We start from the raw sequence: 12,784 nt of genomic DNA, 5'->3' as shown, positions 1-12,784 counted from the left end.
AAAGCCCTCGTGAGCAGTGTCGCCGCGGTCGTAGTCGTGATCGCGGCGGTACTGCTGTTCAGGCCGCAGTCCGCCTCGAGCCCGTCCCCCGAGGATCTCAGCACCGGCAAGGACGCGTTGACACCGTTCATGTTCCTCGCCGCCGACGACAGTGGCGCGGTGATCGCCAGCTCCGACAGCACCCGCGGGATCGCCTCCTCGGGCCGGACGGTGTGGATGGGGCCGTCCTCCAGGACGAACGCCGTCTGCGTCGACTCGTGCCCCAACGCGATCCTCACCGGTGACATCGACGCATGGAACTCGCCGGTGGTGAAGACCCCCACCCCACTCCTCAGGGGCCAGCCCGCTGTCCCCCTCGCCGACGGTTTCCAGCTGTGGGCCCCGGTACGACTGGGCGGGGCAGTACTCGTCCTGCGCACCTCCAAGGACGGCACCACGAAAGCCACCTGGGCCACCGCCACAGGTGAGTCGGCCCCGATCCGCATTCCCGGCCGCGCCCCCACCTGGGGCGGTACGCAGGACGGCCCCGGGGTCATCACGACGACCGAGGGCAGTACCACCTGGGCCACCGTGGCCACACAGGTCAACGGCAAGCCGTCCCTGGGTCATCCGTTCAAGATCGCGGGCGAGGGCGGAAACTGCGTCGGCCCCAACGGGACATCCCTCGTCCCCATCGGCGAACAGGCACGGCTGGTCGATCAGCAGGGCAGAACCCTGCCCCTCGATCTGGGCGTCACGGCCAACGATCTGGGAGCCTGCACCATCAGCCGCACCGGTTTCATCACCGCATCGCTCAGCGCCAGTCTCGGAGCCACGACCAGCTACACCTCGGTCCTGAGGTTCTTCAGTTCCAAGGGAGCTCTTCTGCGAACCGTGAAGGAACCGACGGAGTCAATTCCGACCGCGTCCCGCGACGGGTCGACGGCCAGTTTCCGGACTCCTCAGGGTATCGCGGTGTCCACTGCGAACGGGAGAATCCGGACCACCTACAAGGGCGCTATCGCCTCCCGATTCACCGCGTCCGGTGCCCTCGTGCTGCTGTATCCCGACGGCCACGTCGAATGGCGGAAGAACCCGTGAGCAGCACCCTTGCGGTGTCCGGACTCTCGCACACCTTCTCCAACGGGTCGCGCATCGGGCCGGTCACCTTCACGGTGGAAGCGGGTTCGTGCCTCGGGCTGGTCGGCGCCAACGGGGCCGGGAAGACCACTGAGCTCAAGATGATCTGCGGGCTGGCGTCGATCGCATCGGGAACCCTCACGGTCGGCGGGAAGGAGCCCGTACGGCTGGGCCCCGAGGTGTCGATCACCGGAATGATCGAGGAACCCGCCTTCTACCCGTTCCTGTCGGCACGGGAGAATTTGCGGGCCTTCAGTGGCGGGTACTCCGAACGCATCGGACGCATCGCCGCAGCCCTGGCGAACGTCGAGCTGGAGGACTCCCGGCTGCACTACTCCAAGTACAGCCAAGGCATGAGGCAGCGCCTGGGGATCGCCCGGCTTCTCGTCTGCTCCTCCCCCGTCATCGTTCTCGACGAGCCCACCAACGGACTCGATCCAGTCTTCCTGCACCGGTTCCGCGAGATCGTCGCCAATCTCAAGGCGGCCGGCCACGCCATCGTGCTGTCCAGCCACATGCTCCACGAGGTGCAGCAGATCTGCGACTCCTACGTCATGATGAACGGCGGCGAACAGATCCTTGGAGGCGCCACCGCCGACCTCGCCGAGGGAGCCACCATCGAGGACCTGTACTTCTCCGCGATCGGCCTCACCTGATGCGCACCGCATGGCGCATCGCGCTGCGCTCGCCGCTCCTGGTGGTCGGGCTGGCCGTGTGGGCCGTCGTCGCTGCCTGGATGGGCGTCATCAAGGGCGTCACCCTCAACTGGCGCCAAGTGCTCGGCGGTTTCGACTCGATGGCCGACCAGATCCTGCCCGCCACCTGCGTGCTCATCTCCTTCTGGGTATTCGGACCCGACGCCCAGGACTCCATTCGCCGAGATCGCCGGTCCACCGGCCTGGACGAGCGCCGGTGGACCGCCCAGCGCCTTCTGGTGGCCTGCACTCTCGCTCTCGCCTGGTGCCTGCTCGCCGGTGGGGCGTCACTGGCCCTGTCCCGGCTCGGCCCGGCTCTCACGGTGACGGCTCTGGCCCCATGGCCGGCAAGTATCGGGCTGATCCTGCTGCGCGGCCTCCTCGTCACAGCCTGGGCCGCAGCCCTGATCCACGCGGTACGTATCGGACCAGCCATAGGTCTGGCTGTGGCTGCCGTGGGAGTCGCCCTGGCGCTGGTGTACCTGCCCGACAATCCTGTCCTCGACCTGGTGCGCGTACTGCTGCCCACCGCGGCTCTGCGCGCCCTGCACGCCGCCCCCAGTATCTACTACCCCTACGGGACGCGGGTCCTGCAACTCTGTCTGCTCTCTGGGGCAGTTTGGACGGTGGTCGCCCTCAACGCCCTGTTCTCCCGCCCCGCTCTCCGCGAACCCCGGACCACCACCACGGCCACCCGGGGGGACCGGCGGCGGAGCCTGCGCGGATGGATCGCCATCCCCCTGGCGGGCTGCCTGGCCGCCGGAGCTGTGATCCCCGGCCTGGCGACCGCCACCGTTCCGATGAATGCACGGCCCTTCCTCCTGCTCGAGCGGTTTGCCGGTACATCACCCCAACAGAGGGCCGAGGACTTCCTGCTCTCCCTGCGCACCAACTCCAGCCGGGCCGACAGGCTGTCGGTGGACGGTTCGGCGCGAAGAACCCTGGGAGACTCCGTCTGGGCCTTCGCCAGTCTGCCGTCCGGAGCCACCGTCCTGCTGGACCGCGTCGACGACAAGGGACACGCTCAGGTGCGGGTGAACGGCTCGCAGATGGGGCTCTGCATGGTGAAGAACGAGAAGGGCTGGCTCGTCTCCGGAGTCTCGGAGCAGGAGGACTGCTATCGATGACCGAGCTGCACACCCGTGTCCTCATCGCCATTCGTCGGCTGAGGACGAGACGACTCCTGACGGCGACCCTGATCACCGGCGGGATCCTCGGCCTGTGGAGACCGCTCATCGACGGACTCTCCGCCATCAACCCCATCGGGGCAGCCACCACCGCCCTGACACTGTGCCGTTGGCCGGGAGGGCTGGCCGCGGTGGCGATCACCGCGTCGCTGTGCGGAGCCGACCGGGACGCCGGTCTGGACCGCGAACAGCGGCTCTGCGGGACCCATGGACACACCCGCATCGCCCTCGACCTGGCCTGCGCCCTCGCCGCCTCCCTCCTGCTGGCGGCCGGCAGCTGCCTGGTCGCCGCGCTGGTCGGGCTGGGCGGCTGGCTGCGCGATGGTCTTCCGGCCCTCTCCCTCGCAGGAGCCGATCCGCTGCGCGAGGCGGGCGTCTCGACCATGGTGATCGTCGTCGCCACCCTGGCGACCGCCCTTCTCTGCCACGCCTGCGGATGGTCGGCGAGGACCGCCCTCGTGGTGCTGCTGGTTATGGCTGGATCCTTCATGGCCGTTCTCATGTACGTGGGAACGGGACGGACCGCCATTCAGGTACTCCATCCCCTGAGTGGCCCCTGGCGGCTTCTCTACCACGATCCGGCGAGCATCCTCTTCATCGACATCTCACGTCGGACTGCGATCCTCCTCGTTCTCGGATGGGGCATGCTGGCCGTGCTGATCGGTGTCCTGGTGGCACGACGCCGCTACTCCTCCCGTTGAGACCGCTGGGCTGACACAATTGGGCGCGCATGCAGCCGTCCGCCGCCCACCAGGAGAATGACCATGTCCGCATCTGAGTCGACACGTCGCTCCGCAGGCATCGAGATGACCGGGATCGAGATCATCGAGGAATCCGAGCGCACCGCCAGGCCGCGCAATCTGTTCCTGCCATGGTTCGCCTCCAACATCTCGGTGTTCGGGATGTCCTACGGGGCATTCGTGCTCGGTTTCGGGATCTCCTTCTGGCAGGCGACGGTCGCCACCCTGCTGGGAGTCGTCGTCTCCTTCATCTTCTGCGGGGTGATCGCGATCGCCGGCAAGCGCGGCTCGGCGCCGACCATGGTCGCCTCCCGGGCGGCCTTCGGGGTGCAGGGCAACAAGGTTCCGGGCATCATCTCCTGGATCACCTCGATCGGCTGGGAGACCTCCCTGGCGATCAGCGCGGTGCTGGCCACCGCGACGGTCTTCTCCCGACTCGGCTGGAGCTCCGGGACCACGGTCAAGGTCATCGCCGCGATCGTCGTCGCCCTGCTCATCGTGCTGGGGGCGGTGGCCGGCTATCACATCATCATGAGGATGCAGTCGGTGCTCACCTGGGTCACCGGCATCGTGACGATCATCTACCTCGTGATGGCGGTGCGGGCGATCCACTGGGACGCCGTCGCGGCCATCCCGTCGGGACCCTGGCAGTCGGTGGTCGGGGCGCTGACCATGGTGATGACGGGGATGGGGCTGGGCTGGGTCAACATCGCCGCCGACTGGTCGCGCTACCAGAGCCGCGAGGCCCGGGGCGGCTCGATCGTGTTCTGGAACACCTTCGGCGGGTCCCTCGGACCGGTCTTCCTCATCACCTTCGGCCTGTTGCTGGTGGGCTCCTCGAAGAACCTGTCCGAGGCCGTCCAGGTGGACCCGGTCGGCGCCCTCGCGACGATCCTGCCGACCTGGTTCCTGGTGCCCTTCCTGGTGGTGGCGGTGCTCTCCCTGCTGTCGGGGGCGATCAACGGCATCTACTCCTCCGGCCTCACCCTGCTCAGCCTCGGGATCAGGATCCCCAGGCCCGCCGCCTCCCTCATCGACGGTGTCATCCTCACCGTCGGCACCATCTACGTGGTCTTCCTCGCCCCGAACTTCATCTCCCCCTTCCAGTCCTTCCTGGTCACCCTGGGAGTTCCGCTGGCGGCCTGGGCGGGGATCATGATGTCCGACATCGCGCTGCGGCGCCGGGCCTACGACGACGCAGATCTGTTCCGCCCCGAGGGTCGGTACGGTGCGGTGGACTGGGTCTCCCTGATCACCCTCGTCGTGGTCACCGCGATCGGCTGGGGTCTGGTCATCAACCAGTACCCCGGGGTCGGCTGGAACGACTGGCAGGGATACCTCCTCGGGCCGTTGGGCCTGGGCGGCAGGGAGGGCTCCTGGGCGTGGGCCAATATCGGGGTCATCGCCGCCCTGGTGCTGGGATTCCTGGTGACCTTCCTCGCCCGGCGTTCCCGGGTCCGCCACCAGGAGTCGTTCTGATGTCCGGATTCGATCTGCCCTGGCTGGTCGTCATCGATCCCCAGCGGATCTTCGCCGATCCCTCCTCGCCGTGGTGCGCCCACGACTTCGAGGCCGTGGTCGGACCGATCGGACGGCTGTCCGAGCGCTTCGGAGACCGGGTGCTGGTGACCAGATGGCTGCCCGGCAGCGAGCACCCGGGGGCCTGGGCGGACTACTTCGATCGCTGGAGCTTCGCCGACCGTCCGGACGATGACCCCTGTTTCGATCTGGTCGACGCCGCCCGCGGCTGGTCGCGGCGTCCCGGCCTGGACCTCACGACCTTCGGCAAGTGGGGCCCCCAGCTGGCCGGGATCACCGGCCCGACACCTCACCTGGCGCTGGTCGGGGTGGCCACCGACTGCTGCGTCATCTCCACGGCCCTGGCGGCGGCCGACGCCGGGGCGTGGGTCCAGGTGGTCTCCGACGGGTGCGCCGGATCCACACCCGAGAACCAGGCGGCGGCACTGCGGCTGATTGGCCTCTACTCCCCGCAGATCGAGATCACCTCCAGCTCCGACCTGCTCGGCTGAGCCCCGCCCCGGGCAGCGCGCACCACGCACCCCCGGGCCGCCGCCACCACGCAGCTGGGCCCGCGCCACGACGCGGATTTGCCTCCGCGTCGAGATGACTTGATAATGGTTTTCAGTTACAACACGAATTGAGGACATACATGTCATCCCGTTTCCTGACACACTCCATCTCGCGCCGGGTGCTGGCGACCGTGGCGGTCGCTGCGCTGCCGCTGAGTCTGGCGGCCTGCTCGGGCAATGGATCAGCTGACGCCGCCGGCTCCGCGAGCTCCGGCTCCTCCGCTGCCGGCAAGGTCAAGGTCGTCGCCTCCACCAACGTCTGGGGATCGGTCGCCGAGGCGGTCGGCGGGGATCACGTCGAGGTCACCTCCGTGATCATCAGCCCCGCCCAGGACCCGCACGACTACGAGGCCACCGCCAAGGACAAGCTCACCTTCAGCAACGCGAAGATCGCCCTGGTCAACGGCGGCGGGTACGACGACTGGGCATCGACCCTGGCCAAGGGCAGCAGCGCCACCCTCGTCGACGCCGTCAAGATCTCCGGCTTCAACTCCTCGGTGGAGGGGTTCAACGAGCACGTCTTCTACTCGATGGACACCGCCCGCAAGGTCGCCGAGGTCGTCGCCACCGATCTGGGCAAGGCCGACCCGAGCCACGCCGCCGACTACACCAAGAACGCGCAGTCCTTCGGTTCCGAGATAGCCAAGCTCAAGGAGCGGGCCAAGACCGCCGGAGCGGCCCACAAGAATCTCAGCGCCGTGGCCACCGAGCCCGTCGCCGGATACCTGCTGACCGACATGGGGATCAAGAACATCACCCCCGAGCAGTTCGTCGAGCAGGCCGAGACCGACGCCGGCCCCTCGGTCAAGGTGATCAACGAGACCACTCAGCTCCTCACCACCAAGAAGGCGGGCCTGCTGGTCGTCAACGGACAGACCTCCGACGACGTCACCAAGCTGCTCCAGGCCGCGGCCAAGAAGGTGGACGTGCCGAACGTCGGCGTCACCGAGACCTTCCCCGAGGGAGTCACCAGCTACTCGCAGTTCGTCGGCGACACCATCACCCACATCTCCGAGGCACTGTCCAAGTGAAGTAATCCGATCCTGAGGGATCGGACCGGGAACAACTCCCGATATCATCATCGTCTGGGCCGCGGGGTCTCCCGCGGCCCAGACAGCTTTGGAGACTCAATGGACGCACAGACACCCGTTCCGTCCGGTCACGGGACCGAACCGTCAGACCCGGACACCCGCTCCCAGGCCGCCCAGCTCAAGGGGGCCGAGGTGACCTTCGGCGACCGGGTGCTGTGGCATGACGTGGACCTCACGGTCCACACCGGCGAGTTCGTCGCCGTGCTGGGGCCCAACGGCGCCGGCAAGACCACCATGCTGAGGGTCCTGCTCGGCCAGATCCCCCTGTCGGCCGGCACCGCGACGGTCGCCGGCCACCCCGTCACCAAGGGCTCGGCCGACATCGGCTACGTCCCCCAGCAGCGCGCCATGGACACCCTGGCCCCCATCCGGGGCCGCGACCTGGTGACGATGGGGGTCGACGGGCACCGCTGGGGTCCGCGATGGCCCTCCCGGGCGCGACGCCGCAAGGTCGACGACACCATCAGGCAGGTGGGCGCCACCTCCTACGCCGAGGCCCCGATCTCCCAGCTGTCGGGAGGCGAGCAGCAGCGCCTGCGAATCGCCCAGGCCCTGGTCACCGACCCGGCCCTGATGCTGTGCGACGAGCCGCTGCTGAGCCTGGACATCCGCCACCAGGACGAGGTCACCCTCCTCATCGACCAGGCGCGCCGGGCCCATGAGATCGGGGTGCTCTTCGTCACCCACGAGATCAACCCGGTGCTGCCCTACATCGACCGAGTCGCCTATGTGGCCGGCGGGCGGGTGCTGGTCGGCACCCCCGACGAGGTGATGCGCTCGGAGACCCTCAGCGAGCTCTACGGCTCCCCGGTCCAGGTGTTCCGGCGCAACAACCGGATCGTCGTGCTGGCCGACGAGGAGCACGGGCCCCACGAACACGGAGAGCACCAGGCAGGAACCCGTGACTGACATCAGCGTCATCCTCAACTTCACCAATTTCACCGAGCTGGTCCCGCTGGTCAGCGGGTCCATCCTGGCCGGCGTGGTGCTCGGCGTGCTGGCCGGACTGATCGGCCCGATGATCCACGCCCGCGATCTGGCATTCGCCGTCCACGGCACCTCGGAGCTGTCCTTCGCCGGAGCCTCGGTCGCACTGTTCTTTGGCCTCAGCGTCACCAGCGGAGCCGTCGTCGGATCCCTGGTCGCCGCCGTGATCCTCGGCCTGCTGGGGGTGCGCGCCAAGGACCGCAACGCCTCGATCGGCATCATGCTGCCCTTCGGGATGGGCATCGGGGTGCTCTTCCTCAGCCTCTACAAGGGACGCTCGTCCAACAAGTTCGGCCTGCTCACCGGACAGATCGTCGCCGTCGACGGCACCCAGCTCACCACCTTGTGCCTGGTCGCCGGACTGGTCGCACTGGCCCTGGCGATGATCTGGCGACCGCTGTTCTTCGCCTCCGCCGATCCGGCGGTGGCCAAGGCACGCGGGGTCCCGATGCGCACCCTGTCGATCGTCTTCATGGTGCTGCTCGGCCTCACCACCGCGATGGCCATCCAGCTGGTCGGCGCCCTGCTGGTGCTCAGCCTGCTCATCACCCCGACCGCGGCGGCCGCCCGGGTGACGGCCAGACCCACCACACTGTCCCTGCTGTCGATCGCCTTCGCCGTCACCGCGGCAGTGGGAGGCATCCTGCTGTCCCTGGGGCCGGGCCTGCCGATCAGCCCCTATGTCACCACCATCAGCTTCGTGATCTACCTCATCTGCCTGCCGATCGGCGCCCTGAGACGCCGGCTCGGCTGGTCGAGGCGCGGCTGAGTCCACCGCCTCCCACCAGGTGCTGACCGGTTGCCTCACGGTGCCGGTCCCTCACCGTGCCGACGGGTTACCTCACGGTGCTAGGCTTCAGGAGATCTGATACCTAGGACTGTGAGGTAATGATGCAGGTCTCCAAGGAGCTGGTCGCCGCCTCGGCGACCCCGATCGTCCTCGGGGTGCTGAGTCACGGGCAGGACTACGGCTACTCGCTGCTCAGACGCATCGCCGAGGCCTCCGGCGGTCAGCTGGAGTGGAAGGAGGGGATGCTCTACCCGCTGCTTCACCGTCTGGAGCAGCAGGGGCTCATCTCGTCGCGGTGGGGAGTCTCGCCGGAGGGACGCCGTCGCAAGTACTACGACATCACCGAGACCGGACGCAGCGAGCTCGAGACCCACGTCTGCCAGTGGCGGCTGGTGATCTCCACCCTCGGAGTCCTACTGCCCACCGCGGCCGGCGACTCCCCCATCCCCGCGGCGGGGATCTGAGATGGCGACCACCGTCGGCTCCACGGACGGCCCCTCGAACGACCTCACAGTCGGCGCCACGGACGGCCCCACGGTCGGGCCGGACATCGCCGAGAACATCGCCCAGTGGCGCAGGCTGATGAGCGGGCGGCCCGGGATCAGCGCAGACGACGTCGACGAGCTCACCGATCACCTCGAGGCCGAGACCGCCGACCTGCGGGCCCTGGGACTGACCCCCGACGAGGCCTTCCTCATCGCCGTCAAGCGGATCGGCCCCCGCGACGAGGTCGGCCGGGAGTTCACCCGGGTCCACCCCGACCGGCTGTGGAGACAGCTCGTGCTGGGCGCCGACGAGCAGTCGGCCGCGTCCTCCACGGATCCGGCACCCGGCGGCAGATCCGCCCGCCGACAGCTGGTCAGCCTGCTCCCGGCCCTCCTGCTGGCCGTCATCGCGAGCCTGGCCGCACGACTGCCGATGGCTCTCCTCGACGACGCCACCGGCGCGCGGTTCTACCCGCGCAACATCGGTCTGCTGGTCCTGCCGCCGCTCATCTGCCTCCTCCTGCTCGGACACTGGCGGACCCGCACCCCCGCAACCAGGCGGATCCAGCGGATCGGCGGGATCGGCGGGATCGCCACCCTGCTGGCGGTCTTCGCCGGCTCGGCGGTCCTGGTCAACGTCTTTCCCGCCGGGGCACACGGCCAGACCTTCTGGCTCACCGCGATCCATCTGCCCATCGCCCTGGTGGCGGTGACGGCGATCGCCTACCTGGGTCCGCGGTGGCGACACCTGGGAGCATGGATGGACTGGGTGCGGTTCCTGGGCGAGGCCGCCCTCTACTACGTCCTCATCGCCCTGAGCGGCGGGGCGCTGACCGGGGTCGTGGTCGCCATCTTCAGGGCGATCGACATTCCCATGTCGACCATCGACGACGTGCTCGGCTGGGTGCTGCCGATGGGGGCCGCCGGGGCCGTCATCGTGTGCGCCTGGCTGGTCGAGCACAAGAAGTCGGTGATCGAGAACATGGCACCGGTGCTCACCGCCGTGTTCACCCCCCTGCTGGGGCTGGCCCTGCTGGTCTTCCTGGTCGTGCTGGTGGTCACCGGCAATCCGGTCACCACCGACCGCAATGTCCTCATCATCTTCGACGCCGTCCTCATCGCGGTCGCCGCGATCGTGCTGTTCACGGTGTCCGCGCGCAGCTCGGAGCGGCGCAGCCCCGCACTGGACTGGATGCAGCTGGGCCTGATCGTGGTGTCCCTGGCGGTCGACCTGGTGATGCTGTGGGCGATGGCCGGGCGGCTGGCGGAGTGGGGGCCGTCCCCGAACAAGATCGCCGGGCTGGGCTGCAACGTCCTGCTGCTGGCCCATCTATCAGTCTCCGGGTGGTGGTACCTGCGGATCTGTCTGGGACGTCGAGACCGCGCGGTCGCCGCCTCCACCAGGCTCGAGCGCTGGCAGTGCGTCGCCGTCCCCGCATTCGGGATCTGGGCGCTGGTCGTCGCCCTGGCGCTCCCGCCGCTGTTTGGATGGATCTGAGGCCCCGGTCCATCTGCCGGCGTCCGCGTGTTGCCGCACGCCCACGCGACCGCGTGCTGCACCCTGTGTGTTGCAGTTTGGTGACATCACCCGCGCCGAGTTGCAAGTATTCGCGTTGATGCATAATTATGTGTTCAGCGGCGTCGACCGGCGCCCCCTCCCAAGGAAGTTCCATGAACAAGCTCACCCGCCTCGCCCCCATCGGCCTGGTCGTTCTCGCCCTGGCCCTCTCCGGATGCACCAATGCATCCCAGCAGGAGTCCGGCGGTTCGGGTCCGAGCGCCACCTCCTCCAGCATGGCCAAGGCCAATGACGCCCTCATCAACTCGATCCAGAAGGACGACGCGATCGCCAAGCTGGTCCCCGCATCGATCGCCAGCAAGGGCACCATCACGATCGGCTCCAGCGCCGACTACGCCCCGGCCGAGTTCGCCGACACCGACGGCAAGACGATCATCGGCTACGACATCGACTACGCCAGGGCGATGGGCAAGCTGATGGGGGTCAAGGTGGCCCCCTCCAATGCCACCTTCGACACCCTGCTCCCCTCGATCGGCTCCAAGTACGACATGGGGGTCTCCGCCTTCACCATCACCGCCGAGCGCGAGAAGCAGGTCAATCTCGTCTCCTACTTCACCGCGGGCATGTCCAAGGCGGTCCTCAAGGGCAACCCGAAGAAGGTCCCGGCCGACTCGCTGTGCGGGGTCACCGTCGCCGTCTCGACGGGCACCTCCGAGGACGACTCGGCCCAGAAGCAGTCCAAGGAGTGCACCAGTGCCGGCAAGAAGCCGGCCAACATCCTCTCCTACAAGACTCTGCCGGAGGCCACCACCAATGTCATCGGCGGCAAGGCCGATGTCTCCTTCGGCGACTCGATGATCATCGCCTACTCCATCAAGCAGACCAACGGCACGCTCGAGCAGCTCGGCGGGATCACCGACGCCGCCCTGTTCGGGGTGGCGACCGCCAAGAACGACGGCGGGCTGTCCAAGGCCGTCCAGGCCGCGACCCAGAAGCTCATCGACGACGGGACCATGAAGAAGATCCTCGCCACCTGGGGCAACGAGGGCGGAATGATCGCGAAGTCCGAGATCAACCCCAGCGTCAAGTAAGCCCCTCCCACACGGCACATCGCGCGACGATCAGGAAGTTCTCATGGGCACACTCACATTTCCCCGCACTCTGGCAGCCGTCGTCGTCGCAGCGGCGATGGCACTGACCGGATGCACCAACGCCTCCGACTCCTCGACCACCGGAGCGGGCAGCGCCTCGGGATCGGCGTCCACCCCCTCCAGCAAGGCACTCATCGACTCGATCCAGAAGGACGACGCGATCGCCAAGCTCGTTCCCGCGTCGATCGCCAGCAAGGGCACCATCACCATCGGCACCGATGCGAGCTACGCCCCGGCCGAGTTCATCGACGCCGACGGCAAGACGATCATCGGCTACGACGTCGACTACGCGAAGGCGATGGGCAAGCTGATGGGGGTCAACGTGACCTTCACCAATGCCACCTTCGACACCCTGATCCCCGCCGTCGGCCCCAAGTACGACATGTCGGTGGCGTCCTTCACCATCACCTCGGAGCGTGAGAAGCAGGTCAATCTGGTCTCCTACTTCACCGCAGGGATGGCCAAGGCGGTCCTCAAGGGCAATCCGAAGAAGGTCCCGGCCGACTCCCTGTGCGGGGTCACGGTCGCCCTGGAGACTGGTACCTCCGAGGAGGCCGACGCCCAGAAGCAGTCCACCGCCTGCAAGGCCTCCGGCAAGAAGGAGACCAATGTGCTGTCCTACAAGGCGCAGACCGATGCCACCACCAATGTCATCGGCGGCAAGGCCGACGTCACCTACGCCGACTCGATGATCATCGCCTACGCGATCGAGCAGACCAACGGCGCCCTCGAGCAGCTCGGCGGGATCACCGACGCCGAGCCCTTCGGGGTGGTCACCGCCAAGAACGACGGCGGGCTGTCCAAGGCCGTCCAGGCCGCGACCCAGAAGCTCATCGACGACGGGACCATGAAGAAGATCCTCGCCACCTGGGGCAATGAGAGCGGAATGATCGCGAAGTCCGAGATCAACCCCGCGGTGAAGTGATCACG

At 67.9% G+C, this 12,784-nt stretch carries 13 protein-coding genes; all 13 read left to right on the top strand.

Features of this window, described 5'->3' with window-relative positions; genetic code table 11:
• The first annotated feature begins 9 nt into the window (after window positions 1-9).
• The 13 genes from H590_RS0105125 to H590_RS0105065 all read left to right on the top strand — a co-directional run bounded on the left by H590_RS0105125 (window position 10) and on the right by H590_RS0105065 (window position 12,779).
• The gene (locus tag H590_RS0105125; protein ID WP_126412633.1) at window positions 10-1,080 is read left to right on the top strand and encodes a hypothetical protein; all 1,071 of its coding nucleotides are present in this window, start codon (window positions 10-12) and stop codon (window positions 1,078-1,080) included.
• Window positions 1,077-1,775: an ABC transporter ATP-binding protein gene (locus H590_RS14995; protein WP_051233047.1), complete on the top strand. Its 699-nt coding sequence runs from the start codon at window positions 1,077-1,079 to the stop codon at window positions 1,773-1,775. The genes H590_RS0105125 and H590_RS14995 overlap by 4 nt, the downstream gene beginning before the upstream one ends.
• A complete protein-coding gene (locus H590_RS0105115; RefSeq protein WP_028702721.1) occupies window positions 1,775-2,941 on the top strand; it encodes a hypothetical protein in 1,167 nt (388 codons plus the stop codon). Before H590_RS14995 ends, H590_RS0105115 begins: the two co-directional genes overlap by 1 nt.
• Complete coding sequence (locus H590_RS0105110; protein ID WP_027588101.1) at window positions 2,938-3,702, top strand: hypothetical protein; 765 nt, start codon at window positions 2,938-2,940, stop codon at window positions 3,700-3,702. The genes H590_RS0105115 and H590_RS0105110 overlap by 4 nt, the downstream gene beginning before the upstream one ends.
• Before the next feature lie 57 nt (window positions 3,703-3,759).
• A complete protein-coding gene (locus H590_RS0105105) occupies window positions 3,760-5,220 on the top strand; it encodes a purine-cytosine permease family protein (protein WP_028702720.1) in 1,461 nt (486 codons plus the stop codon).
• Window positions 5,220-5,771, top strand: coding sequence for a cysteine hydrolase family protein (locus H590_RS0105100; protein ID WP_028702719.1), 552 nt, complete (start codon window positions 5,220-5,222; stop codon window positions 5,769-5,771). The genes H590_RS0105105 and H590_RS0105100 overlap by 1 nt, the downstream gene beginning before the upstream one ends.
• A 167-nt stretch (window positions 5,772-5,938) precedes the next feature.
• On the top strand, window positions 5,939-6,862 hold the full coding sequence (locus H590_RS0105095) for a metal ABC transporter solute-binding protein, Zn/Mn family (RefSeq protein ID WP_028702718.1): 924 nt from the start codon (window positions 5,939-5,941) through the stop codon (window positions 6,860-6,862).
• A 99-nt stretch (window positions 6,863-6,961) separates the two neighbouring features.
• Window positions 6,962-7,831: a metal ABC transporter ATP-binding protein gene (locus H590_RS0105090; protein WP_028702717.1), complete on the top strand. Its 870-nt coding sequence runs from the start codon at window positions 6,962-6,964 to the stop codon at window positions 7,829-7,831.
• Window positions 7,824-8,678, top strand: a complete 855-nt coding sequence (locus H590_RS0105085) for a metal ABC transporter permease (protein ID WP_028702716.1) — start codon at window positions 7,824-7,826, stop codon at window positions 8,676-8,678. The genes H590_RS0105090 and H590_RS0105085 overlap by 8 nt, the downstream gene beginning before the upstream one ends.
• Before the next feature lie 119 nt (window positions 8,679-8,797).
• The gene (locus tag H590_RS0105080; protein WP_232020981.1) at window positions 8,798-9,163 is read left to right on the top strand and encodes a PadR family transcriptional regulator; all 366 of its coding nucleotides are present in this window, start codon (window positions 8,798-8,800) and stop codon (window positions 9,161-9,163) included.
• A 1-nt stretch (window position 9,164) separates the two neighbouring features.
• Complete coding sequence (locus H590_RS0105075; protein WP_051238195.1) at window positions 9,165-10,682, top strand: permease prefix domain 1-containing protein; 1,518 nt, start codon at window positions 9,165-9,167, stop codon at window positions 10,680-10,682.
• A gap of 173 nt (window positions 10,683-10,855) precedes the next feature.
• Window positions 10,856-11,794, top strand: coding sequence for an ABC transporter substrate-binding protein (locus H590_RS0105070; RefSeq protein ID WP_028702713.1), 939 nt, complete (start codon window positions 10,856-10,858; stop codon window positions 11,792-11,794).
• 43 nt (window positions 11,795-11,837) lie between these two features.
• Window positions 11,838-12,779 (top strand): ABC transporter substrate-binding protein, encoded by a 942-nt coding sequence (locus H590_RS0105065; RefSeq protein ID WP_028702712.1) that lies wholly within the window; start codon window positions 11,838-11,840, stop codon window positions 12,777-12,779.
• Window positions 12,780-12,784: the final 5 nt, after the last annotated feature.

Source organism: Acidipropionibacterium jensenii DSM 20535 (assembly GCF_000425285.1).
GTDB lineage: Bacteria > Actinomycetota > Actinomycetes > Propionibacteriales > Propionibacteriaceae > Acidipropionibacterium > Acidipropionibacterium jensenii.
Note: the sequence above shows the minus strand (reverse complement) of the source record. Positions and strands in the feature narration are given on the sequence as shown.